The sequence below is a fragment of the Wolbachia endosymbiont of Diaphorina citri genome, assembly GCF_013096535.2.
In the GTDB taxonomy this organism is placed as follows: domain Bacteria; phylum Pseudomonadota; class Alphaproteobacteria; order Rickettsiales; family Anaplasmataceae; genus Wolbachia.
This window is the reverse complement of sequence record NZ_CP051265.2, coordinates 1,442,876-1,469,459: the sequence shown is the minus strand read 5'-3', so window position 1 is coordinate 1,469,459 and position 26,584 is coordinate 1,442,876. Positions and strand designations below refer to the sequence as shown.

Here is a 26,584-nt window from a genome sequence, read left to right as displayed (position 1 = left end):
CTCGGTTTGACACACTTTTTTGAACATCCCCACTGCTGAGGATGTTCAAAAAAGTGTGTCAAACCGAATTTTTAATTCAACTCAATCTTTAATCTACTAGGGAAAAAAATATCGAGTTGAGATATAGATAATGCCCAATCATGTACAGGCATCGTCCATTTCTCTTCCACCTTTCTTATAGCACAATATACCAGCTTGTACAAGGCATTTATGCTGGTGAATGCGCCTTTGGTCTTGGTAAATTTCCTAATTTGCCTGTGTAGCCCCTCGATGAGATTAGTGGTATAAATTAGCCTTCTAACAGGACCTGAATACTTGAAGTAACCAGATAAACTTTCCCAATTGTTCTGCCAAGATTTTACAACTAATGGATACTTTTCGCCCCATTTTTCCTCCAGCTCAAGCAAATAATTTTCTGCAATTTCTTTACTTGTAGCGCGGTATATTTTTTTTAAATCATTCATGAAAACTTTTACATCTTTGCTTGATACGTATTTCAGAGAGTTCCGTATTTGATGCACTACACATAGCTGTACTTCCACATTAGGAAATACGCTATTTATAGCTGCAGGAAAGCTTTTTAGGCCATCGACACAAGCTATCAAAATGTCTTCTATTCCTCTCTCTTTCAAGTCATTTAATACGCCTAACCAGAAGCTAGCTCCCTCGCTTTCTGCTAAGTAAAAACCCAGTACTTCTTTTCTGCCATTTTGGTCTATTCCTAATATGTTATACATGCACTTACTTACACAGCGACCGTCTTCTTTTACCTTAAAAAACATCCCATCCATAAATACTATTGGATACACTGATTGCAGTGGACGGCTACGCCATTCATTGATTATAGGTAGTAATTTATCTGTAATTCCAGATATCTCTGCTGCAGATATTTTATGGTCATAAATTTCTTCCACATATGATGCTATATCTCTGTATCCCACACCACTTGCAAACATGTTCAAGACCTTTGTTTCAAGTTCTGGATGTAGGCTTGTTTGCCTTTTTTTCACTATCTGTGGTTCAAAACTTCCCTCTCTGTCTCTTGGTGTCAATAGTTCAAATGAACCTGCACTTGTTTTCAAAGTTTTTCCATTCCTTCCGTTTCTACGATTGTTTTCTTCGCTTTCAGTAGATAAATGATGTTCTATTTCACCCTCCAAGCTTGCTTCAAGTAGCCTTTTTACAAATGGCGTTAATGCACCATCTTTTCCCATTAATGGTCTACCTTCTCGTATAGACGACAAGATATTTGTTTCTAATTCTTTATAATCTACCAAACCAGTAGTTCTATCTGCTATTCTTTGACTCATGTCAAACCTCCATTTTTATCTCAATTATATTTTACTTCTCGGTTTGACACACTTTTTTGAACATCCCCTGCCTGTCAGATCAAGTTGTGTCTAGTACAACTTATATTTGGTACTTTTGGAGTTAATACCTTAGTAAGGTTACCAGTGCTATTACGTCGCGTTACTCCTGGTCTACTTCCTATTGTTGCAGTTGGTGTTGCAGCTAAAACTTGATACTTCACATTACTTACTTTTTTGCTTTCACCACACTTGCTTGCTATCTTATTAAGCTTCTCTATAGAATTAGAAAGTTTATGCTCTATTGTACATTCTCTAATAATCCTCTTAATTTCATCATGATGTTCAGAGAAAATTTCATAGAGATTGTTATCATTTTGAGCTAACAAATTTTGCAACTTTTTAGCATCTAATTTATCGACAAAACTTGCTTGCTGTGTCAATTGATAAACTAATTGGTCCTTTTTGAAACCTTGTGGACCATCAATAGAACCAGCTTTTTCTGATATTTTTCTGTTTAATCCAGAGAATATTTCCTTAATTAAAGCAGACTTATTTACAGTCTTGTCTTGCAAAATTTCACTAACAAGCATCTCCTTCACACTGTTGAAATTTTTCGTTTTTTCTTCTGTTTTTAAAACAACAGTTTGACTCTGTAAGTCTATTGAATATGGAATGCTATCCAAATTAGATATACTTGAACCCAAATTACCCAATTTACTTCCTACTTTTTTAAGTGTATCACTGGTGCCTTCTCTTGTTTTCTGTGCTACAGAACTTCCAGCTTCTTTTAATGAATCTCTAGCATTTATAAAGCCTTTTTTTATTGTGCCTGCAGTATATTGTGCTCCTTCAACAGTTTTTTCAGCTGACCATTTGAGTCCTTTATATCCAGATTGAACTGATTTTACAGCTACTTTTACAGCGAAATATAAAGTAAGACCAACTATAGCACCTGGTATAGCAAGTGTTACACCAACTGCTAAAAGTGGTAATAATGCTGTAAATAACCCACTTGCTGTACCTACTACAAGAGCCTGATCTCCTTGTTTCATGCGAGAGAATTCTGTATCTCCTTTTAACAGGTCAGTGATTCTTTCCTTTAGCTTTTTGTGATTATTAACACTCTTCATATTCGATAGATCTTCAGTAAATTTCTTAAAATCAAGATCATTTTCTTGTTGAGTTACAAGAGAATATGAATTTGTTTCATTAGGTAACATTTTTAACCTCACTATTAATTCAATATATTATATTTTATATATGTCATCATTAAATTAGTGTTAACTTGATTACTAATATTGGTATAGCTTAAAATAATTTAGCTGGACATGATTTTATAGAGACTCAAATTTACGATTAGAGCCTAGAGTATAGTCATTATAAATGAATCAAGAGACTTTGTTCAGCCAAAATAATTAGATTCAAACTGATAAGGCTGTATATAGAATATCAGAGGATTATCCTGATAATAGTGTTAAATCAAGATTGGAATATACGAGTAATTATGCTATTTATTAGGAATGATTTTGTTAAAAAGTAATTGTGCAAAAAAGTGAGAATTTGACTGAAGATAAAAAATTAGCATCTGATATTCTACAAGAGGTTGCAGATGCTGGTAATGCTAATAGTGACAAAGTGACGTTGTTTGAAATTAAAACATCTCTACAAGAACGTGGTTTTGGTATTTTAATAATTATTTTCTCCTTGCCACTATCTGTGCCTATACCAGTTCCACCTGGCTATACAACTATACTTTCCATACCGTTAATCTTATTTTCACTGCAGCTTCTGCTTGGGTTTCATTCTCCCTGGATGCCAAATTGGTTAGAAAGAAAATCCTTTAAACGTTCAACACTAGCCCTTGTGGTCAAAAAAACTTTACCTGCATTAAAAAAAATAGAAAAGTTCATGAAACCAAGAATGTCCTTTATCTTCCTAGAGCCAGGTGAAAAGATTTTGGCATTTATAATGTTAGTTTGTGCGTTGGTGATAGCCAATCCGTTTCCGTTAACTCACTTTATTCCAGCAATCGGTACAACTCTTATTTCACTTGGTATTATGAGTAAGGATGGTCTTGTCTCGATATTTGGAGTGTTGGTATCCTTGTGTGGAATATTATTTGCTCTTATTGTAATAGTTAAAGGTCCACAGCTTATAATGAGTGCGTTTTCTTTTCTAAAAGTTTTGTGCATGGTTAATCTTTAACTGTGAGAACCTATTTTGAAAGGGAATAAAGAAGAGAATAAGATGAGGTAAGCAAAAAATAGGAGAGTAACAAGCGATATAAGTGACAAAGAATGAGAGCCAAGTGTTGCACAAGGAGCGATAGGTCGGCTAAGAAGGCATAATATCAGAATAATTATTAATGCAATAAGATATATAATGGGAGGTGGTTGCCAGTGGAGCAAAAGATTTTTCACCATTGGAGACAGTGTACGACTATTTTCTCAGGTAGTGGCAAATTGGAAAAAATACATGATATGCTAGTAAAAGAGGTAAGAAAAATGGTTGGCAAAAATGAAACACCATCAGTAGGAATAATTGATAGTCAATCAGTGAAGACTACTCAAAAAGGAGCTGGCAAGAAAATAAAGGGTAGAGAACGTCATATTGTTGTAGACACAGTAGGCCTAGTTATTATGGCAGATGTTCACAGTGCAAGCGTTCAAGATCGTCATGTTGCTCTAGATCTTTTTATTCGAGCTAAAGTAAAGCCTTAAAAGATAATTATATCATAAGGATTATTAATATTACCATAATAATATCTGCCATATATAATGAAAATTAACCTTGTTCATAGAAACTAAAACAAAATGAAGAATGTTTCTAAAATATTCCATATACCTTCACACTATAGTGTAATACATCTAAGTTACTACTGATCACTTGCAAAAAATATTTAAGTGTAATATACTCAAAGTACTATGTATTTGTGTGGGGACAAAAATGGGTCAACATTTAAAATTAACTGATCAAGAATTTAACAATAATACCGAGCTATTCGATTTATTAGAACTAAAAGCTGTACAGGTTGTAGGTAAGAATTATCAAGAGCTTAGTAGGATTTTAAAAAAACAATATAATAAGCTGGTGCTTGTGAATCACCCTGATAAAGGTGGAGATAAAAATAGATTTAATCAAATTTATAATGTTTATCAAGGACTAAAAAAATACATTGAACCTTTAGAGTCAGGGAATCCTTGTATTAAAGTGAGTGTTAATGCTGAAAGTAATGGTCGTTTAACAGAAAGAGAATTTTGCTATAGGCAGAAATTGTTTGTAAAGCTGGGAATCAGTAAAGAAGCTATAGGCGCAGATTTTGAAAAATTGAATTCTATGCTAGAAAAAAAGCTTTCTTATGATCCTTTATCAAGAGATTGTATTGCGCAATTACGTTCTTACATTTTTCCTCTAAACAAAAAAGAGAATCTAATAAAAGAAGACAAAAAAGCATTAGCATTAAAGTTTATAGAACGTAAAAATGCCTTATTAACTTTTCAAAATTTTGCTTATTTGCCCTTGTTTCTACTAATTACTATTACTATAGCTTGCTACTTTTCATGTGTGATCATACTACTCAACTTCTTTGTCAACAAAGTCACTGGTTTATTACTAAATTACTATATGAAAAAATATGAAAATTCAGAGATTTCTACTGATGAATTTATAAGTAAATTGAGCTATATTATGCTAGGCAGCAAGTTTCTTATTATATATCCTTCAGCTGCTTTTTCTGTTTATTTAATTACAACAAATTTCATTGCAATGGAGTAACTGTTGGTGGAGTTATACTTGGTCCAATGTTGTTGTTAGCAACATTTATTGCAATATTAGCTCCTGTTTTTTTGAAAGCTTGTGAAATATACACTGAAAAACATACAAAAGATTTGTTAGAAGAGGATCCAAGGGATAGAGTGGAAAAGGAAACTGACTTATTGAAATGGTACGATCCACGAAAACTATTAATGCCAATTATCATGCCTCTTGTTAGGAAATGCTTTGCAGAAGTGGCAAATGAACTTGCTGAGAGAAATTTTGATGAGATAAGCACTGATTTGTCTGATGCTCGCACTGAGAAGTTACCTAAAAAACTTCAACCAATTGAATTTGTAGAGCGGAATATTACAGTATAGTACGAGTTCCTTCATTGTGGAGAGTAGCTTGCGTTTCTTGGAGACTTGAGACTACTCTCATCTTTGTAGGCTCTTTCCAAAGGGGGGCTTCTGTCTCATCAGATTGACCGATCTTTTCAGAATGAATTAATCCTCTAGATCTATCGAAAGAACCTCGGTTTATAGCTTCACTTACTGATAACCCTCCTAGTAAGCAATTCTTGCCTATTTTTTCGTCATAGTTTTCTATTTCCTCTAGTAGATCTTCATCATTCACTTCTAATATTACCAAATTTTCATCTTCCTTATCAGGATATAATCTCACTTCCAACTCTCCAAAACTAGTATCGAAAGTCAGTACTATATCACTACCATCTGCAAGGTCTGTGTAATTTCTTATTCCTCCTTGAGTAATAATTTCTACTTCACTTTTACCGATCTTTATTACACTTCTTGCACGCTCTATTTCTTTCTGAGTTAGTACTAGATCTCTTACTTTGTTTGTTACTTTTGCAACATCTATTATACTATCTTCTGAATATTCCAAGTAGAAATTAGAGTTGTCTATTCTTATGTCGTTCAGCTCACAATTGGTTGCACTTTTTGCAACTTCAATAAACTTATGAGTCTTTCTAATATAATCTTTATATGCTTTTATAATATTAGTTTTGTGGTCTTTGAATTCCGATTCCAATGTAATCATTACTTCCATGCTTCTAAGAAACTTCCCATTAGTTATTCCTGTTGAACTAAGATATAACCGAATTCCTGTGCCTTTTTGATTAAATTTTTTACAACCCTCTCTTTGTAACGTGTTTCATAATAATCTATTCCTCTTTCTACATATTCTTGTCCATACTTCAACATACTATAAAAGATACATGCTAATTTTCTTGCCGTAGCAGTAATCGCTTTTGGTGCACCTAGTCTTTTTTTTAACCTTCTACAATATGCACCTATTCCGCTATTGCTTCTTGATACACAGTGAGCAGCCATTCGAAATGCATTCGCGGCACGATTAATGACTTTACGTGTTCTTGTGCTAAACACTTTTTCCCCTGTAATTTTATTAGCAGGGCTTAGCCCCAACCACGAAGTAAAATGCTTTTCTGATCGCCATTTATTATAGTTAACACCAACTTCCGAAATGATAGTTTGTACAGTTAGTATATCCAATCCAGGAATTTTGGTAAAATCTATACCAGTTACTCGATATAATTCTTCATGCAAAGCAAAGTTTGGTTTACTTTTTCTATGCTTATTTTTCTCTTCACCTAACTTTTTACTCTCATCAGACTTTGTCTCAAATGTTTTATAATATTCTTCAATGCTCCTGTCACATTCTGCTACTTTTTCCTGATAAATATTATATAGCTCAAATTCTTGCTTTAATGTAAATAGGTGTTCTTTTCTATAGTTTCCTGCTAATGCTTTTGCAATAACAGATTTATCACTTTTTATTCGTCCATCTCTTAGTTCAGCCAATTTTTCAGGATTACTCTCACCATCTATTATTGCTTTAATAATTTGCATTCCAGTTACACCAGTTGTATCGCTTATAACTCTATGTAGTTGAATATTCATTTGTGTTAGCGCTTTTTGCATACGCAAAGTATGTGTAGAAGCATTTTCAATTAAATTTTTACGTTGCCGAACATAACTACGCAATACACACATTTGATCATCTGGCCTAAATGACCCTTGGAGTAACCCGTAACTGTGTAGTTGTTGAATCCATTGACAATCTTGCACATCTGATTTTCTCCCAGGTACATTTTTAACATGTTTTGCGTTTACCAGTTTTACTTCAAATCCGTGTGATTCAAGTACTTGAAACAAAGGAATCCAGTACACTCCTGTTGACTCCATGGCTACTGTATTAACTTTACATTTTTTCAACCATTTTGCTATGTTGTAGAGATCTTCCGTAAAGCAGCTAAATTTTTGTATACGTTGTTCATCGCTTCCTTCGGGTACACATACATAATGTACAGCCGAGCCAACATCGATTCCTGCTGCATTAGGATTCGTTATCTCTAATTTACTTTTGACCTTTGCCATTTTTAATCTCCATTATATAATAATCCATAGTTGAGAAGTGCTTAAGCTTGGGACGGTTGAGTTATACATTCTTCTAATCGAGGTAGCCCAAAAGGCTCCATCAGTGGTTTGACCGTTCCTCCAAAGCCACGCTATTCTACGGGCACTTAAGGCACCATTGCACAGTTCGGCTATAACTGCAAAAAGCTCTTCTCTACAAAATTATATATAAAATTTGCCGTACACTCAGCTAGGAAGTTTCTTTTTGGTTTGACAGGTTTTATCTGTCCGGCGCTATCCTGAGAATAGAAGACAGCTCCTCTTGCTACCAATTTATATATTATATCATTGGCAACTTTAGAATTCTTCTCTAATCTATTAATTTTTTTTGTTACATAATCTAGAAAGTTGTATTTTTTATTTTTAGAAGATTTTTTAGCAAAATTTAGCACTATCCCAGAAACTATAGCCTTATTGACTAATTTTTCTAGCTGTTCCATATCTTTAACTTGAGATATTTCATTTAAAAATCTGTCTAGTACTATCTCTTGATTTTGTATGTTCCATAAAGTACTTGGTTGAGGTAAACACTTTCTCTCCTTACTGTGGATTTTTGAGTCCTTTTTTTCAGGGTGAGTTGCTCCTGCTTTTAGAAGTAAATCCTCTACTTCTTTGCACGCAGTCTTAGCATAACTAAGTACTTTCGACATACCTGCTCTATCTTGAATAGTGAAAATCATTTTCAGATCCTGACTATTATTGTGTTTATTCAGAAATTTTTCTAAATTTTCAATAGCTCGAGCGTTAGCAGATTTACCTATCATATGAGGTTTTTTACTATCTTTAGATAATACTGTACCTAGGAGTATATCATATAGTTCCTTACTCAACTTCTTCTGATTTGTAGTGAAGAAGTATTCTAAACTGTTGACGTTATTATTATCAATCGCAATTTGTAAAGGGGTTTTTCCTGTATTGTCCTGTATGTTAGGATTAGCTTTTCCCTCTAAGAGTAGATCTATAATAGGATAAGCATAATTTCTATTAGCAGCATAATGTAAAGGTGTTTTCCCTTCATTGCTTTTTATATTAGGGTCAGCTCCTGCTTGTAAAAGTAAATCTACTAAAATAGAACCGTCATGATTGAGTTTTGAAGCAGCATGTAATAATGTTAATCCAGACTCTCCTCTTTTAAGATTAAGAACAACTTTTAAATCTTGATCGTTCTTGTTATCTTTTAAGAACTTTTCTAGTTTATCAGTATCGTACTGATAAAAACACTCTATACCCTTAAGAATCTTTAATAATTCTTTATTTAACTTTTTTTGATTTTTGGTCAAATTAGTTGTACAAGCAAGCCAGATACACAGTAGCTCCTCAAATGAGTATTGACTAGCCATTAGAGATCTACCTTTACTGAATTCAGATGGAAACCATAAATATTTTTTAATTAATTCATACTCTTCATCCAATAGTTTGTTTGCTTCTAACCACTCTTGCTTAGCACGTAATTCTTTTCCTTGCTCAAATAAACTATGATAACCTTCATCTAAAAATTCATCTTCATAATGAATTTCTTTCTGGTTACAACTACCTCTATCATAATTAATTTCCATTTTAGTAAATTTGTTTGCTTTGATCTTTACCTCACTGAGCTCATCTAAGGGTGATCTTCCAGGTTGAAAATGTAGAGCTTTTAATTTTAGATTTTCATTTTCTTTTTGTAATGTACTCAACTCTCTAGTTAAATCCTGTTTTTCTAAATTCAATGGCCTATTTGATTCTAGACACTTTTGCTCAGAACTCGACTCTGGTTTTATTCCGTCAAGAAAAGAAGCGTAACCTAAATCTGATTCCTGACTATATCCACCTTTATCACAATCATTCTCCGTTTTAGTAAGTTTGTCTGCTTTGATATCTGCCTGATCGAGCTCATCTAAGAGTGATCTTCCGGGTTGAGGATGTAGAGTTTTTAATTTTAGATCTTCATTAACTGCTTTTTGTAATCTATTCAACTCTTCAATCAAATCATGATTTTTAAATTTTTCTTGATCTAGTTTCCTATAAGCGAACCTTAGATTATCTCTCAGACACTCAATTTTTTGTAAATAATTATTATCATCTAGTAACTTCTTTGTTAAGTCTTCCAGCTGCTTTTCCTTCTCTCCCAACCGCTCTTTTAACCGATTTATTAAAGCCTTAGCTTGATCCAAATCTTGATTTAGCTTTTTATTTGTTATGTTCATGAAATGAATGTCATCTTTTTGATCCTTTAACTTCTTCTTTAAGGTGTTAATTCTAGAAATCTTATTTTCCAGATCTCCTTTTAATTCTTCTCTCTGTTGTTCTAATCTTTCAATTTCTTCACAGATGTTACGTTTCTCTCTTTCGTCTTTCTCCATTGTAACTTTAAGCATTTTAATTTCCCCTTCTAGGGTTTGTATTTTTCTGGTCAGTGCAATTACTACTTCGTTATCCTCTTCTGCTATTTGCTTATAGTGTTTGTGTAACCCTAGATTTCTTTTAAGATCAAAATTTTCTTGTTGTAGATCTTCTATTTTACTTTCTAAATTATCTATTACTGAATTTTCTTTATTGATATCTTCAAATATTTCTTCATGCAAACCTTCAAATTCACGAGACGTAGTGTCTTCAAAACCATTACTAACATGTTCTATCTGATTTGGATTAAGCATACCTATACCCCCTACTAAAATCAACATATGGTATATTATATATCATAATTATAATGAATTGAAATGTGAATTTTTACAGAATAGGTTTATATGTAAAACATTATAATACCATTAAAGCAGATTGATAATTCACAGTCTTTTTGAAGGGATAACTCTAATAAGAAGACCATACTAACTAGTGTTATAAAGAATTGTATTATTTACTACTTTAAAAAAGGTCGTACATTCGTGAGAACAAGCCGCGTAAAAATAAGGTTACAAAAATAGAAGTTTGAAACCTTTGCAAACAAAGCTAGGCAAGACAGTTCGTATGTAGATATTGATTAAATGGGCTAATATAGGTGATTTTAGCGTATAGTAAAATTATTATAAAGAAAAGTTCGTATGGTACACATGGTAGACCAACACATCCCAAAACAAACTCTTCTCACTGTCCTTAGTTTTGAGTGCTGGAAGTGCCCATGTTAACTCAATTATTATTGAATATTACTAATAAGTTAATAGCAATTCATTGCATAGAAAATTTTTAAATAGGGATTGACAGGTTTTAGAGATGGAGTATTTTATAGAAGGTATATTGAGGTATTAATTTTTTATGTATAATAAATATGATAGTGAAAATATTTTTCTTTATATTGTTAGGTAGCTGTTTTATTTAGAAAAGGATATTTTTTCTTATTTGAGATTGAATACCTTACTTTTGCTTAACTAAATTAGATGTTTTTATATGGAGGGTTAAATGATTCCTGGTGATAATAATGAATTATTTGCTGCTGTACGTAGTGGAGATGCTAATCTGGTTGCAGATCTTATCAATGAAGGGGCTGATATTCATGCTAAAGACAATAAAGGCTTTACTTCTCTGCACGAAGCTGCGAAGCATGGTCATTTAGATATAGTAGAAAAGCTTATAGAAAAAGGGGCTGATATTCATGCTAAGACCAATAGAGGTTACACTCCGTTGCACTTGGCTGTTAGACGTGGTTACTTAAAGATAGTAGAAAGACTTGTAGAGAAAGGAGCTGATATTCATGCTAAAGACAATAAAGGCTTTACTTCTCTGCACGAAGCTGCGAAGCATGGTCATTTAGATATAGTAGAAAAGCTTATAGAAAAAGGGGCTGATATTCATGCTAAGACCAATAGAGGTTACACTCCGTTGTACTTGGCTGCTCTAAATGGTAATTTACAGGTAGTAAGAAAACTTATAGAGAAAGGAGCTGATATTAATGCTAAAAATCATGGCCTTACTCCCCTGATTGCGGCTGCTATTGGGGTTGGATTTCATGGTAAATTACAAGTATTAGAGGAACTTATAGAGAAAGGAGCTGATGTTAATATTATAGCCAATCATGGCTATACCCTTCTACACTTGGCTGCTAGACATGGTTACTTAAGTATAGTAGAAAAACTTATAGAGAAAGGGGCTGATATCAATGCTAAAAACAATGAAGGCGGTACTCCTCTACACTTGGCTATTGAAGGTGGTTACTTAAGTACAGTAGAAAAACTTATAGAGAAAGGGGCTGATATCAATGCTAAAAACAATGAAGGCGGTACTCCTCTACACTTGGCTATTGAAGGTGGTTACTTAAGTACAGTAGAAAAACTTATAGAGAAAGGGGCTGATATTAATACTAAGAACAATTATGGTGATACTCCTCTACACTTGGCTACTGCACGTGATTACTTAAGTACAGTAGAAAAACTTATAGAGAAAGGGGCTGATATTAATACTAAGAACAATTATGGTGATACTCCTCTACACTTGGCTGCTATCTCTGGTCATTCAGAAGTAGCTGAATTTCTTATAAGTAAACATGCTGACGTTAACGCTAAAAATAAAGATGGTTGGACACCTTTAGACTCAGCGGCTGCTCTTAGTAAATCGAATGGTGATTGGGTGCCTTTAAGCTCAGCAGCTGCTCTTGGCAAAGCGAATATAATTAAGCTTCTCGGTAAAGAAAATAGCTCGGAAATACTAAACCTTCTAGAAGAAAGAATAAGAAAAAGTGAAGAAATCCTGCAACTTACTTTACAAGATTTACAAAAACAAGGTGTTATCTTATCAACACGTGTGCGTAATCACAGAAGTGCTGGAGAAGAGGATGAAAATTCGTTGCAAAATGATAAGATAGGTCCTAATAAAATAGGAGTTACAAGCGGAACAAGTAAGCCATCTTCATTTATCAATATTTTTGCTTACACTACGGTAGATACTATTAAAGGTATTTTTCAGTTTGTTTCTTCTCCTTTTAAGGCAGCTATAAGTATGGAACCTTCTAAAGCTATTACAGTTCAAGGTATTGATAACAACGGTATACTTCTTTTATTAGATGTATTTATAAGGAAAATCACAGGTCAGAAGTATATTTCCACAGTAGTTCAGTCTATATCACCATTAGAAGCACAGGGCTATGCGTTAAATATTATAGAGGAATTTGAGAAAGTAGTAGAGCAAGCTGCATTAAAAAGTGGGATATCAATGCATCGGTTAAATATTGATTATATGGGAGTGCAGAAAGATATTACTAGAAAAGTCATGAGTGGTAAGTTTAATGAAATTTCAGGGATTTTAAACTCACATCTAGAGAAAGCATGTCCTGGTAGGGAAGTAGGGTGCCCTGGTAAATTAAGCGAGAAAAAGTTTAATGAGTTTATGGCTAAATTTAATAAAGGATTAGATGTAATATTAAATCAATCAACACAACAGATATTACACAAAAGAGATGATACATTAGAGGTCAATAATATAGAAGAACAGCAAGGACCTAGGAGTTATTTAAATAATGCTTCTATTCAAGGCCATTTGACTAGAAATAAGGTTAAATTAATTTCTTAATCTCATCTAAAGAAAGGCCTGTGATTTTAGCGATAACATCAATAGAGACACCGGCCTTAAGTGAATTTTTTGCAACTTCAATTTTACCTTCAATTTTACCTTTTTGATGGCCGATTTGGATGCCTTCTTGCCTACCTTCTTGTCTACCTTCTTGTCTACCTTCTTGTCTACCTTTGTGAGTAGCATCATCAAGTTTTTGTTCCAAGATAGCAGCTTCTTTCTGTAAATCCATTACCCTTTCTTCATAAGCTACAAGATCTTTCTCATTCCAATGAAATTTATCTAACTCGTCATACGCTAACTTTATTATCGGTGACTTTTCTGCTATTTTTCTTAAATCTTCATCAGTTGTTTCTTCTGCATACTTAAAGAAAAAGCACCATCTCTCAACAGTAGTTTCCAACTGTTCTACTTTACTTTTTGTAAATTTAGGTAGTTCAATGAAGACAAATTGAAAATCTTTTAAATAGTGTCCGTTAGTCTTTATATCGCGTATATTATGAGTGGAAATATAATAAACATCTGAAGGAAAAAGAGTACTATTAGAAATAGCAATAAAGAAAACAGTTTTAAAATCAATGTAATTGCCAGACTGTCTTGAGTAGGCTTTAGCAGCATAAAGTTGGGCACGTTTCTCAAAGCCTTTATCACGAGCGAGCTGCATTTCCGCAATATACCTATTTCCGAGAGAATCCTTACAGAGGACATCAACGATGCTTTGTTTATCAGAAGCAATCTCAGGGTTCATAATGGTGCTGAGGAACTCAACATCCTGAATAGCATTGACTCCAGTAAAGCCTAAGATATCATTCAAAAAATGGATAAGGATATTCTTATTTTTTTCAGTACCGAAGATTTTCTTAAATGTTAAATCTAATTTTGGATCGAGAAACTTCGAAAGAGCCATGAGAAAGTAAGATAAAAAGCATTAATAATTATACACAATTGTGAAGAAATATTCAACGTTTTTATGCTAAAGTCTATTAAAGTTAGCTAAACTTCAAGAGTTGACAAAAAACTACCTTCATAGATAACCCTAAAATGCCATTGCGCACCTTAGATGTTATATTTTATCATCTTTTACAACGGTTCTGTCGCATCTATAAATTGTAGTACAAGAAGATTGTAAAAACTGGAATTATGAGAGTTATAGAGCCATTAACATAGCAAAATTTTCAAAAGTAGAACCATTATCATTAGCTTTAATAATTTGTCTTTTTTGAATCATACGAATATTTTCTATGCCTGTGATGGTAATCTTTGCAGAATGGAAGCTTTTAAACCCAAGCATTGGTTTTATTAATTTTTTGATAAATCTATGATCTTGTTCAACAATATTATTTAGATATCTTACTTGAAAAACCGTGATTCTATAAGGTTCAGGAATTTCCGTATTCAAGTCATCAATAGCAGCAATATTACTGCCGCTTTTATCAATTACTACTTTCTCAGGAAGATTATTCCTTCTAAAGGCTTTACGAAAGAATGCAAGTGCTGCAGACTTGTCTCTACGAGTACACATCAGAAAGTCTACAGTATTGCCGAGACTATCTAGTGCTCTGTATAGATAAACCCATTTACCGTTTAATTTTATGTAGGTCTCGTCCATTCTCCAGCTACTGCCAACCTGCTTCTTCCTTTTCCTCACCTCTTCATCTATCAGTGGCACAAATCTGATAATCCACCTTTGTAGCGTAGCATGATCAATTTTCGCTCCTCTTATACTCATCATTTCTTCCAAATCTCGATAGCTCAAAGAAAATCGACACTTCATGTATACTGATAACATTATTATCTCTGCTGAAAAGCTAAATCCTTTGAAATAGGGCAATAATTTTGGACTAATACGCAACATCTTTGCTTTTTTAAAGATGATTATATTACTTCTTTTCTATTTTCCTACAAATGAAACTGACTTCGCTCTATAGATGCGACAGAACCAAAATTGTAAAAGAATATTATGATTTTAGTGGTATTGCTGATTATTCTGCATTCCGCGTAATGCATGGAATAATTGAGAATACACTTTCATGCTTAACGGGTCTAAACAGACACGAGCTTGATGAAAAGAGGTGTACAGATTTGAAAGGCTTAGTAGAAGAAGTTAAAGCAGCATTAGACAATAATTATGATTTAGAAACATACGTTAAAGACCAAGGTGTTCAAAGCGATAAATTGAAGCAAGAGCTTGCTCAACATATGCAATCTGTGATTAATGTTCTAAAGGAAAACAAAGACTATGATTTGTTCATAAGATTGATAAGAAACTGGAACCAAGATAAAAAACTTCACCTCTTGATGTCATCTGAAGGATTAGAACAAGTTCCTAAAAAGCTAGTAGATTTACTCAGTAACGGCAACGATGCTGTAGTAAGAGACTATCTTGAATATCATGGAGTAGAAGAAAGTAAAATAGATGATTTATGTGGAATGGGAAAAAAAGTAGCTGATGAAAGAACAGAGTTTATGAATTTTGTCAGAGAATATAGTGATAAAGAACAAGATAAGTTTGCAGGATCTACCTCCCTAGGAAAAAATGAGAAAAAGCTACTAGAAAAGCTTGGGGGAGCTCTTGGAATGACATTAGAAAGTCGTGATGAACTTCATTATATGGTAACTAAAGGAATCCCTGTTTTTGCTTTGTATACCATTTTTTCTAATGCTAAGTATAAGTGTAATAAAGAAAAATACCCATTGGAAGAACTCAGAGATTTTTGTGACAAAAATAAGTATAAAGTAAAATTAGTAATGTTAGATAGCTCAGCCAATTTATCTACAGAAGATCTTAAGAGTAAGCTTTCGGACTATATAAGTGGTCAAGCATTGGATAAATTAAATCATTTAATAGATCAATTGAATGTTAAATTGCATGATAATCAAGGCATGTATGAAAATCTAATGAAGCTAGATACATATCTAGTAAAGGAGCTCAAAAAAGCAATAATTCAGAAGGATGATTATTCTATCAGATACTATAAAAAAAGAATTTTACAAAACTTAAACCAAGAACAGTTAGCTAAGTTAGTAATCGACAATTTCTCAGGGTTCTGTCGCATCTATAGAGCGAAGTCAGTTTCATTTGTAGGAAAATAGAAAAGAAGTAATATAATCATCTTTAAAAAAGCAAAGATGTTGCGTATTAGTCCAAAATTATTGCCCTATTTCAAAGGATTTAGCTTTTCAGCAGAGATAATAATGTTATCAGTATACATGAAGTGTCGATTTTCTTTGAGCTATCGAGATTTGGAAGAAATGATGAGTATAAGAGGAGCGAAAATTGATCATGCTACGCTACAAAGGTGGATTATCAGATTTGTGCCACTGATAGATGAAGAGGTGAGGAAAAGGAAGAAGCAGGTTGGCAGTAGCTGGAGAATGGACGAGACCTACATAAAATTAAACGGTAAATGGGTTTATCTATACAGAGCACTAGATAGTCTCGGCAATACTGTAGACTTTCTGATGTGTACTCGTAGAGACAAGTCTGCAGCACTTGCATTCTTTCGTAAAGCCTTTAGAAGGAATAATCTTCCTGAGAAAGTAGTAATTGATAAAAGCGGCAGTAATATTGCTGCTATTGATGACTTGAATACGGAAATTCCTGAACCTTATAGAATCACGGTTTTTCAAGTAAGATATCTAAATAATATTGTTGAACAAGATCATAGATTTATCAAAAAATTAATAAAACCAATGCTTGGGTTTAAAAGCTTCCATTCTGCAAAGATTACCATCACAGGCATAGAAAATATTCGTATGATTCAAAAAAGACAAATTATTAAAGCTAATGATAATGGTTCTACTTTTGAAAATTTTGCTATGTTAATGGCTCTATAACTCTCATAATTCCAGTTTTTACAATCTTCTTGTACTACAATTTATAGATGCGACAGAACCCTGAAACTTACCTGTAAACATTACATTCTTTATTAAAACATTTTCACAACAGTGTAACTCTCTAGATGATGGACTTATTTTTGTATCAGAAACTTATTTAGGATTAAAGATACCTTTGACTTTCCACCATTACAAAAAAACATTATATATTATGTAAAATAAAAAACCTAATGCAAGTATAATTTTACTCATTTTAGTGTTTTTTTATATTTTCTCTTCTTGAAAAGATACAGACCTTCCAGAAAAAGTTGGGACGTTTTTAGTAAAAAATGTTTTTATAAAGGGGTGTAATATGACAAATGGAAGAGAGTATACAGCAGAATTCAAAGAAGAAGCTGTAAAACTTTTCAGAGAAACATTTTAAAACATGCATCTCATTTAGCATCAAGTAAAATTTACTTATTTACTTTTCCTAAAATCGCAAAAAGGTACGTATCCTTGCGAGAACGGCTTAAATAAAAGCAGCGTTGTGCAAATAAAAGTGTAAAATTTGTAACAAAGCTAAGCCGATCAGTTCATATCTAAATTTGACTAAAGTAGTCTATTATGGCTAGTTATAAGGTATAATAAAGTGATTATAAATAAAAGTTCGCATGAATCAAGTGGTAGACCAACGCATCCCAAAAGGAACAGTTCTCAATAATAAAGAAAGATTGAGCCAATTCATACCAAAAACATAATTCAAAGGTAAATCAAGGTAGAAATTTAGATCACAACGCTAGTTTTATACTAAATATGGCAATCCAATTGTTACATTTTTAATTATTTTGATTTATAATATTTCTGTAGTGTACTGGAGATTTTTTTAGTTGTGGTTTCTTTTATCCACATTAAATCTTTAGTTTTTTTGTTTTAATGTAATTACAGTTTTGCTGTGGAGGAGGTTTTTGTGTTAAAAGATAGCTATGGTGATCAAATGAGTAACGGTGATTCATATACTAACAAACTTTATTATAGTGAAGAAAGTGTAGGCGAGATGATTGAGAATAGAATTATAAGAGAGGAAAAAAGTTCACTTGTGGAATGTGAAAAGGAGGTTCTGCAATCAAAAGCAGAAGTTGAGCAGTTAAAAAAAGCTAAAGAAGATATAGAGGCAGAGTTTAAAGAAAAGGTAGAACAGACTGAGAATGAAGCTAAGGCAGCAAAAGAAGAAGTTGAGCAGTTAAAAAAAGCTAAAGAAGATATAGAGGCAGAGTTTAAAGAAAAGGTAGAACAGGCTGAGAATGAAGCTAAGGTAGCAAAAGCAGAAGTTGAGCAGTTAAAAAAAGCTAAAGAAGGTATAGAAGTAGAGTTTAAAGAAAAGGTAGAACAGGCTGAGAATGAAGCTAAGGCAGCAAAAGAAGAAGTTGAGCAGTTAAAAAAAGCTAAAGAAGATATAGAGGCAGAGTTTAAAGAAAAGGTAGAACAGACTGAGAATGAAGCTAAGGCAGCAAAAGAAGAAGTTGAGCAGTTAAAAAAAGCTAAAGAAGGTATAGAAGTAGAGTTTAAAGAAAAGGTAGAACAGGCTGAGAATGAAGCTAAGGCAGCAAAAGAAGAAGTTGAGCAGTTAAAAAAAGCTAAAGAAGGTATAGAGGCAGAGTTTAAAGAAAAGGTAGAACAGACTGAGAATGAAGCTAAGGCAGCAAAAGAAGAAGTTGAGCAGTTAAAAAAAGCTAAAGAAGATATAGAGGCAGAGTTTAAAGAAAAGGTAGAACAGGCTGAGAATGAAGTTAAGGTAGCAAGAATGGAAGCTTTGAGGTGTAAAATTGAACAGGAGAAAGAAGAAGTTATGCGGTCTAGGATTGAAGAGGTAAAAGAAAAACTTATGCAGTGTAAAATTGACATGGCAAAAGCAGAGACTGAGTGGTATAAAAAAGGAGCTGAAGAATGTAAAAAAGAGAAGGGAACTGGTACAAATAAACCTGTTACCAATGAAGGAGATGGAACTGGTACAAATAAACCTGTTACCAATGAAGGAGATGGAACTGGTACAAATAAACCTGTTACCAATGAAGGAGATGGAACTGGTACAAATAAACCTGTTACCAATGAAGGAGATGGAACTGGTACAAATAAACCTGTTACCAATGAAAGAGATGGAACTGGTACAAATAAACCTGTTACCAATGAAGGAGATGGAACTGGTACAAATAAACCTGTTATTAATGAAGGAGGAAATGAAAATGGAGAAATTACATCTCAAGAAATAACTCCAGATTGTTCCAACAAAGAAAATTGTGGGCCTTATGCTCATTTCTATAAAACTTATAAGAAGATAGGTCATCAAGGTTTTAATACATCTGATTTACTAAAGGAATTGTATCCTGAGATGTACAATAATTCTAAAATTGTAAAATATATAGAAAAGGGAGCAGATGGTCATTATGGTGCAGTAAATTTTAAATTTGCCTTTACAGGGAATGTTGATTCAGCATCCTATTTCAGTAATATAAAATGTGGTAATTGTGTGAATAATACAAAAGAATTATCCTGTCAGGATGATGAAATTAGGAGTTTCTGTCACTATGATATTCATTACAGTAATAAAGAATTAAATAAGAACTTTTTTTCTAGAGAATCATGTCCTGATCTCATTAAAGAATCCAGTGGAACAAGTGTTATGAAAGTAAAACAAATTGCACCATTGATACTTGTTAATCACTTAGGGCAAATGATAGATAAAGAGGGCAATAACACTCAAATACGCTATAATCAATTAAAGCCTTATCTAAAGGCTAACGGTAAAATCAAGGACTGTGGAAGTGACCATAAGTGTAATGAGTATATTCCAATTATGGAGAAAGTTGCATGGAATAGTGATAAGGAAGTACTATTAAAAACTGTCTTTAATGATGTACAAAAAACAAATCCTTACTATTATGATAATGAAGGTAATTCAGCTTTCGCTGATACTGGTTTTATATCTAATAGTTTAGACTTAATCTGATAGATCAGCTGTAATAATCTCTATAAATCACACAAAAATAATATGACAGTGGACAAGCAACTACAAAGTGCCATTTACTCCTGAAGTTGTTTAATTTGTATTAAACAAGACTTGATCTGACACTTTAAAAAAGTAAGTTATAAAATAATAAAAGAAAGGAGTGTTAGAAATGAGTACGATACAAACAAAAATACTAAAGCCGAAACTAGGATTGCTAGAGCTAGCAAAACAGCTTGGAAATGTGTCTCAAGCATGCAAGGTTATGGGATATTCAAGGGATACATTTTATAGATTCAAAGAACTATATGAAAATGGAGGAGAAGAAGCGCTGCATGAGATAAGCAAGAAAAAACCACTTATGGCAAACAGAGTCTCTGAAGACATGGAAAGAGCTGTAGTTAATATTGCAACAGAATTTCCTGCATATGGACAACAAAGAGCTGCAAATGAACTGAGAAAAAGGGGCATAATAATCTCTGAAGGTGGAGTGAGATCTGTATGGCTGAGAAATGACCTTGAGACCTTCAAAAAAAGACTGAGGGCTCTTGAGGCAAAAGTTATGCAAGATGGAATAATTCTAACAGAGGAGCAACTTGCGGCTTTAGAAAAAGTTAAAGAACAAAGGGAAGCACATGGTGAAATTGAAACAGAGCATCCAGGTTATTTAGGTTCTCAAGATACTTATTATGTAGGCAACATCAAGGGTATAGGAAGAATCTATCAGCAAACTTTTATTGATACTTATTCGAGAGTGGCTTTTGCTAAGCTTTATACAGATAAAACTGCTATTACCGCTGCTGACTTGCTGAATGATAGAGTAATACCATTTTTTGATGTACAAAGCGTGCCATTATTGCGCATTTTGACCGATAGAGGTACAGAATATTGTGGCAAACCAGAGAATCACGCTTATCAGTTATACTTAGGAATCGAAAATATTGATCACTCAAGAACTAAAGCCAATTCTCCGCAAACTAATGGCATATGCGAGAGATTCCATAAGACTATGCAAGATGAGTGTTACAATATTATTTTTCGCAAGAAAATCTACAATTCTTTGGAAGATCTGCAGATAGATGTTGATCATTGGTTGCGTTCTTATAATGAGACAAGGCCTCATTCAGGCAAATATTGCTATGGCAAAACGCCTACTCAGACTTTTCTTAATAGCAAACACATTGCTTTTCAGAAAAATATTAGTAGCATGAAACAAGAGACTGATATTAGTTTTAACTACCTCAATTCTTCTGTCAGTTAATTCATCCCTGTCAGATTAAGTTGTGTCTAGTACACATTATGTATCGTATAGCATTAATAATTGTTCTGATTTTGTGCTTTCTTGGCCACCTTGTGCAACTCTTAGCTACATCACCTAGATATATTTTTTACTGATCCTATCATATTATCTTCCTAATTTCCTTTCAAGATATGTTCTAAACAGTAGAATCTGTTCATCAGGGTGACAAAATAAGATAGAAAAGACAGCCATAGAAATAAATGGTGTCATCCCAATATGATGCTTTCTCTGTCATTCCAGAGCTTGACACCATTTTTGCTTCGATATTTACACATTAGCCATGCATCTGAACGGATACAAAAGTAGAATTTAGAATTCTATCTAAAAGGATACCGAAAAAGAGCAGGAGTCCTATCTGGGAATTATTTTTAAATATGGACATGCATTGATTAGAATCGTCTGGATTGAAATTTTTGTGTTGGTGGTGAAATATGAATCCTATGGCAAGTAAAGCAATATAAAAGATGTTATTTAATGATGATAGTATACCAGCGTACAACCATGCCATTAAGGATATTAAATAAAATCTTTTCAACCAAGATTTTGTTGTATTGCCAAAATATAATGCAGTAGATTTCATTCCTAATTTCTCATCATCTTTTTTATCTTGATGAGCGTATATAGTATCATAACTAAGCGTCCAAAAGACGCATCCTATATAAAATAGCAAGGATTCTATGCTAATCTGGTTTGTTATTGCTGCTGAACCCATGAGTGATCCCATGTTGAAAGTAAACCCTAAAAACAATTGTGGCCACCAAACGTAACGCTTTAGCAAGGGGTAGATAACTATCATGCACATTGAAATTATTCCAAGTATAAGAGTAGTTTTATTGGTTAATAATAAGATTACCAGGGCAATAGACAGTAACAGTGAAAGTAAAGCCAAAGCCTGCTTTATGTTTAATGCACCACTTGCAAGTGGCCTATATTTTGTTCGTTCAACGTGCGCATCTATTTCTCTATCGAAGATATCATTGATTATGCACCCTGCGGGTCTCATTAAAAATGCACCTATAGTAAACAAAACAAGGAGAAAAAGAGCCTGATACGATAGAGAAGTTGAGGCTAAAAGAATGCCGCTTAAGCTAGAAAATAGCACAAGCCATAAACCTGTTAAACTGTGTATTCTCATTAATGAGAAATAATGGTTGAAATACATTAATTAAGTGTGATTATGTAATATTTTGCTTACATTGACAAAATTATCGAATGCTAAATCAGGCTTAAAAACTAACTCAGGTATAAATCGCAAATCAACATAACACAATATAGATTTACGTATTGACCATGCAGATTGGTTCATTTCATTAACAACAGTGCTGATATCATCATTATCATTTTGGGTGTTTAATGAAGATAACACAATATATACATCTGCTTTCTTCAAATCTTTGCTTAGCTTTACATCAGATACTACTACTTTTTCATTAAGAACATTACCTTCCATTAAGACTTTTGATATTGCCCTGTGTAATACCGATGCTACTTTTAGGTTTCTAATTTCCTTTTTCATATTCAACTACTATAACGTCCTTTCTTCTTGCACTAATTGATAAGCTTCCAAAATGTCTCCAACTTTAATATCGATATTACCCTCTAGCGATATTCCGCATTCAAAATTTACACCCACTTCTTTAACATCATCTTTAAATCTACGTAGTGCTTTTAACTTTCCTTCATGCACCAATTTGCTGCCACGTACTACCTTAATTAAAGAATCTTTTTTTATAACTCCATCAGTGACATAACATCCGATTATATTACCGGCTTTGGATGCATTAAATATTTGCCTTACAGATGCAGAACCAACACGAACCTCTCGTGTAACAGGCTTTAACATTTTAGTTAGATACATCCTCATGTCTTCAATAAGCTCATATATTATATTGTAAGTATGTATTTCTATACCTTTTTGTTTTGCTAATTCTCTTATTTTTGAATCCACTTTTACATTAAAAGCTAAAATTACTGCGCTTGATGCTTCTGCAAGCAGCACATCTGAATCTGTTACTCCTCCTACTGCTTTGTGTAGAATATTTAATTTCACTTGCTCTTTACCAAGCTTATCAATTGAGCTTGATATTGCTTCAATAGAACCAGTGACATCGCACTTTAAAACTACAGATAGTTCTTCTGTTTCACTATCATTACGACTGAATATATCTAAATTACTGTCGTCTAAATCTTCTTGCTTTTTCTTGATTAATTCTAACCTGTATTCAACAACTTCACGAGCCTGCCTTTCAGAGTTTACAACAACAAATTTATCTCCAGCATTTGGTACACCATTTAAACCAGTAACTTCAACTGGAGTAGAAGGTAGTGCCGCTTTTTCTCTTTGACCAAGGTGATTAACCATACTGCGTACTTTGCTGTATGTTGTACCAACTACCAATATGTCACCAATCTTTAATGTCCCTTCTTCAACTATTAATGTAGCTGATATTCCTTTAGCTTTATCTATTTTGGACTCTATTACCCATCCAAGTGCTCGACAATCCTCTATTCCTTCTAGCGTCATTAATTCAGCAATTAATAAAATTGCCTCTTCTAGTTTATCTAAGTTGATTTTCTTTTTTGCTGATACTGGCACAATTATAACATCACCACCAAGTTCTTCGGGGATGAGGTCATACTGAGGCAAACTATTAATTATTCTTTCTACATCGCCAGGTTGTGATTTATCAATTTTATTAATGGCAACTATAATAGAGACATTTGCTGCTTTTGCATGGTTTATTGCTTCAACTGTTTGTTTCATGATTCCATCATCAGCTGCAACTACTATCACAACTATATTAGTAATATTGGCACCACGTGCACGCATTGCAGTAAACGCCTCATGCCCTGGTGTATCAATGAAAGTAATTTTTTGCTTATTTTTTGTCGTTAATTGATAAGCACCTATATGTTGAGTGATGCCACCTGACTCTCTTTCTGCAACATTGGATTCACGAAATGCATCGAGCAATGATGTTTTACCATGATCTACATGTCCCATAAAAGTAACGATAGGTGGTTTTGGTCTTTTAGGTAAGTTTTCTCTGTTGCTTATGAAGAGTAAATTCTTTTCTTTATCAGCATCACTTACTCGTTTAGCCGTATGATTAAATTTTTTTGCTATTTCGCATGCTATATCTGGATCTACTAGATCATCTACTCTATAGCTCTCCCCAACTTCTTCTTTGAGCATTTTTAGCACACTCTTGCTATCTTCTGCCATACGAATAGATAACTCCCTGATAGTTATTTTGTCTGGTATAATAACTTCTCTTGATATATTTTTACCCTTAGTAAACTTTGATTGTTTACTTCTTATACCAAATTTTTGCTTAAATACAGGGAGGTGTTCATTTCTTTCATCTATTGCCTGTGTAATGACTAGTTTAGAATGCTTAGAGTATATATCTTTACTAGCTTTAAGAGACTTTTTATCATTGTTCTCATATTCAGTGCTATCTTCTTTTTTTTCAACTGAGTTAGTACTACTTAAAACTTTCTTATTTATTTCTTTAGGTAAAGAGTCTGCTTCATTTTTATCTTCAACCTCTTTATTACTTTCTTCTTTTGTTATTTTCTCTTTTTCTTCTCTATGATTTCTTTCTTTCAGCAAAGTGGCATTCTGTACAGCATTAATGCGGGAAATTTGTTCTTTTTCAGTTAAAGAGCCTAATTTACTCTCGTCAAATAAACTATATTCTTCTGCAGAATGAATTTTTCTTCTTTTTTTTACTATTGTAGTACCAGTACTTTGACTAGCTAAAGAGTTTAAATTAATGTCTAATTTAAGCTTGCTTAAGCCTTGTAGGGTTAATTTTTTATTACTGATATCTTCATTATTCATATTATTTTATTATATTAATCCAAGCTTTTTACGTGCTTCTATGATTATTAAATCTGCTGTATCTTTTAGATCTTCTTTGCTATCGGATGAGGAAGAGAGTATGCTACAAAACTCATAACTTGATAAATCTGCTATGTCCTCTAAAGTTTTAATATTATGTTTACTAAGAGCAATTTTATTATCTATTGATAAGGCTAAGTTGATTACATCGTCTTCCATACCTAAATTTTTTAGCTCTTCTATTTTTCTATCATTCTCTGCTTTCAGGTAATTATTTGCTCTATTATGAAGTTCATTTGCAATATCTTCATTAAAGCCCTCTATTGAAGCAAGTTCTTTAATTGAAGTGTTAGATATATCTTCTACACTTGAAAAACCTTCTGTTACCAATAATTGGCCCATAATCTCTTCTAAGTTTAAAGCTTCAGCAAATAAAACTGAACATTGACTAAATTCTTTATTTCTTCTTTCTGATTCTTGCTGAGTGCTTAATATCTCAATTTTCCATCCAACAAGCTCTGAAGCTAATCTTACATTCTGACCCTTTTTTCCTATAGCTAAACTCAATTGATCTTCAGCAACTATTAACTCTATACAATTTTCATTTTCGTCAATAATGACCTTTGATACTTCTGCAGGAGTAATGGCTTTAATAACAAATTGACCCAAATCTGATGAGTAATGTATGACGTCGATTTTTTCACCGTTTAATTCGTGTATAATAGTTTTTATTCTATCTCCTTTAACTCCAACGCAAGCACCTACTGGATCGATATTCTTATCAGATGAAAAAACAGCAACTTTAGATCTTGAACCAGCATCTCTAGCTATACCTTTAATTGTTATCAATCCGTCAGCAACTTCTGGTACTTCTTGATTCAACAATGCCTCTAAAAAGCCTTCATGAGACCTAGAAAGAATGATTTGACGTCCATCGTCAGAGCGCTTAACAGCCTGTATGTAAGCTTTAACCTTATCGCCTTCACGAAATGACTCACCACCAATCAAGTTCCGTAAAGGGAGGTATGCTCCAATTCCGTTTATGTCTATAATAAGATCTGAATATTCTACTTGTTTAACGATGCCATACCTCATTTCTCCTACCTTATCTTTAAATTCCTCATATTGCTTTTTTAACTCTTCATCTTTGATTATTTGAGAAATCTTTTGCTGGGCAATTCTTGCTGAAACAAGATCAGTGTTAAGAGAAATCAACTCACTAATAGTATCTCCAACTTCTGCATCTTCTTTTATTAACTTAGCTTGTGTCAACTTAATTAAGTCACACTCATTTTCATTTGATTCATCATTAGTGACTTTTAGTTGTCTATATGAGGTAACTTTGCCTGTGTTTCTATCTATATTAACTACAATTTTACTTTTGCTACCATACTTTTGTTGAGCCACTGCTTCAATAGCACTTTTAAGTGCATTTATTATAATATCAAAATCTAAACCTTTTTGAAGTGAGAGCTCTCCCGCTGTTTTTATTACATCAAGGCTTCCAACTATGTTATTCTTGTTGCTTTTCTGCTTAACACTGCTTTTACGATTAGCAATCATATAAATAAATCCAATTTAATTAGTTATAATTATAGCTTCAACAGGTAAAGAACG

18 protein-coding genes and 1 pseudogene are annotated in these 26,584 nt (G+C 33.1%); 8 read left to right on the top strand and 11 right to left on the bottom strand.

Annotated elements, in window-relative coordinates; all coding sequences use genetic code 11:
- Positions 1-71: 71 nt before the first annotated feature.
- Positions 72-1,310, bottom strand: a complete 1,239-nt coding sequence (locus tag HGO49_RS06810) for an IS256 family transposase (protein ID WP_172758362.1) — start codon at positions 1,308-1,310, stop codon at positions 72-74.
- A 74-nt stretch (positions 1,311-1,384) separates the two neighbouring features.
- Positions 1,385-2,530 (bottom strand): actin-bundling T4SS effector WalE1 family protein, encoded by a 1,146-nt coding sequence (locus HGO49_RS06805; protein WP_172758523.1) that lies wholly within the window; start codon positions 2,528-2,530, stop codon positions 1,385-1,387.
- A gap of 322 nt (positions 2,531-2,852) precedes the next feature.
- Between HGO49_RS06805 and HGO49_RS06800 the strand changes: the two genes are divergently transcribed.
- The 3 genes and pseudogenes from HGO49_RS06800 to HGO49_RS06790 all read left to right on the top strand — a co-directional run bounded on the left by HGO49_RS06800 (position 2,853) and on the right by HGO49_RS06790 (position 5,443).
- Complete coding sequence (locus tag HGO49_RS06800) at positions 2,853-3,515, top strand: exopolysaccharide biosynthesis protein (protein ID WP_172758493.1); 663 nt, start codon at positions 2,853-2,855, stop codon at positions 3,513-3,515.
- A gap of 194 nt (positions 3,516-3,709) precedes the next feature.
- Positions 3,710-4,030 carry a transposase gene (locus tag HGO49_RS07475; protein WP_172758443.1) on the top strand — a complete coding sequence of 107 codons (321 nt, stop codon included), beginning with the start codon at positions 3,710-3,712 and terminating at the stop codon, positions 4,028-4,030.
- A gap of 226 nt (positions 4,031-4,256) precedes the next feature.
- A pseudogene (locus HGO49_RS06790) lies at positions 4,257-5,443 on the top strand (molecular chaperone DnaJ).
- On the opposite strand, the gene HGO49_RS06785 reads toward HGO49_RS06790, so the two are convergent.
- From HGO49_RS06785 to HGO49_RS06775, 3 genes are all read right to left on the bottom strand, one after another.
- The gene (locus tag HGO49_RS06785) at positions 5,433-6,134 is read right to left on the bottom strand and encodes a hypothetical protein (RefSeq protein ID WP_172758524.1); all 702 of its coding nucleotides are present in this window, start codon (positions 6,132-6,134) and stop codon (positions 5,433-5,435) included. The pseudogene HGO49_RS06790 and the gene HGO49_RS06785 overlap by 11 nt on opposite strands.
- A 23-nt stretch (positions 6,135-6,157) precedes the next feature.
- On the bottom strand, positions 6,158-7,483 hold the full coding sequence (locus tag HGO49_RS06780) for an IS110 family RNA-guided transposase (RefSeq protein ID WP_172758525.1): 1,326 nt from the start codon (positions 7,481-7,483) through the stop codon (positions 6,158-6,160).
- Positions 7,484-7,653: 170 nt separating this feature from the next.
- On the bottom strand, positions 7,654-10,158 hold the full coding sequence (locus HGO49_RS06775; protein ID WP_172758526.1) for an ankyrin repeat domain-containing protein: 2,505 nt from the start codon (positions 10,156-10,158) through the stop codon (positions 7,654-7,656).
- 739 nt (positions 10,159-10,897) lie between these two features.
- On the opposite strand from HGO49_RS06775, the gene HGO49_RS06770 reads away from it, so the two are divergent.
- Complete coding sequence (locus HGO49_RS06770) at positions 10,898-13,000, top strand: ankyrin repeat domain-containing protein (protein WP_172758527.1); 2,103 nt, start codon at positions 10,898-10,900, stop codon at positions 12,998-13,000.
- Here the strand turns inward: HGO49_RS06770 and HGO49_RS06765 are convergent.
- Entirely contained in the window at positions 12,984-13,907 is a 924-nt protein-coding gene (locus tag HGO49_RS06765) for an Rpn family recombination-promoting nuclease/putative transposase (RefSeq protein ID WP_172758528.1), read from the bottom strand. The two genes, HGO49_RS06770 and HGO49_RS06765, sit on opposite strands and share 17 nt — an antisense overlap.
- A 240-nt stretch (positions 13,908-14,147) precedes the next feature.
- Entirely contained in the window at positions 14,148-14,855 is a 708-nt protein-coding gene (locus HGO49_RS06760; RefSeq protein WP_172758436.1) for an IS6 family transposase, read from the bottom strand.
- Positions 14,856-14,905: 50 nt separating this feature from the next.
- On the opposite strand from HGO49_RS06760, the gene HGO49_RS06755 reads away from it, so the two are divergent.
- From HGO49_RS06755 to HGO49_RS06740, 4 genes are all read left to right on the top strand, one after another.
- The gene (locus HGO49_RS06755) at positions 14,906-16,093 is read left to right on the top strand and encodes a hypothetical protein (RefSeq protein ID WP_237398553.1); all 1,188 of its coding nucleotides are present in this window, start codon (positions 14,906-14,908) and stop codon (positions 16,091-16,093) included.
- Positions 16,094-16,129: 36 nt separating this feature from the next.
- On the top strand, positions 16,130-16,837 hold the full coding sequence (locus tag HGO49_RS06750) for an IS6 family transposase (protein WP_172758436.1): 708 nt from the start codon (positions 16,130-16,132) through the stop codon (positions 16,835-16,837).
- A gap of 949 nt (positions 16,838-17,786) precedes the next feature.
- Positions 17,787-19,823 (top strand): hypothetical protein, encoded by a 2,037-nt coding sequence (locus HGO49_RS06745; RefSeq protein WP_172758529.1) that lies wholly within the window; start codon positions 17,787-17,789, stop codon positions 19,821-19,823.
- Between the two features lie 169 nt (positions 19,824-19,992).
- Positions 19,993-21,081, top strand: a complete 1,089-nt coding sequence (locus HGO49_RS06740) for an IS481 family transposase (RefSeq protein WP_096616077.1) — start codon at positions 19,993-19,995, stop codon at positions 21,079-21,081.
- A 313-nt stretch (positions 21,082-21,394) separates the two neighbouring features.
- Here the strand turns inward: HGO49_RS06740 and ubiA are convergent, their stop codons facing one another.
- From ubiA to nusA, 4 genes are read right to left on the bottom strand one after another with little or no spacing between them, the layout of a single operon-like run.
- Positions 21,395-22,282, bottom strand: coding sequence for a 4-hydroxybenzoate octaprenyltransferase (ubiA, locus tag HGO49_RS06735; protein ID WP_007302787.1), 888 nt, complete (start codon positions 22,280-22,282; stop codon positions 21,395-21,397).
- A gap of 3 nt (positions 22,283-22,285) precedes the next feature.
- Positions 22,286-22,636 carry a ribosome-binding factor A gene (locus tag HGO49_RS06730; protein WP_017532600.1) on the bottom strand — a complete coding sequence of 117 codons (351 nt, stop codon included), beginning with the start codon at positions 22,634-22,636 and terminating at the stop codon, positions 22,286-22,288.
- A 9-nt stretch (positions 22,637-22,645) separates the two neighbouring features.
- Complete coding sequence (gene infB / locus HGO49_RS06725; protein ID WP_017532601.1) at positions 22,646-24,967, bottom strand: translation initiation factor IF-2; 2,322 nt, start codon at positions 24,965-24,967, stop codon at positions 22,646-22,648.
- Positions 24,968-24,976: 9 nt separating this feature from the next.
- Complete coding sequence (nusA, locus tag HGO49_RS06720; RefSeq protein ID WP_017532602.1) at positions 24,977-26,530, bottom strand: transcription termination factor NusA; 1,554 nt, start codon at positions 26,528-26,530, stop codon at positions 24,977-24,979.
- Positions 26,531-26,584 lie beyond the last annotated feature (54 nt).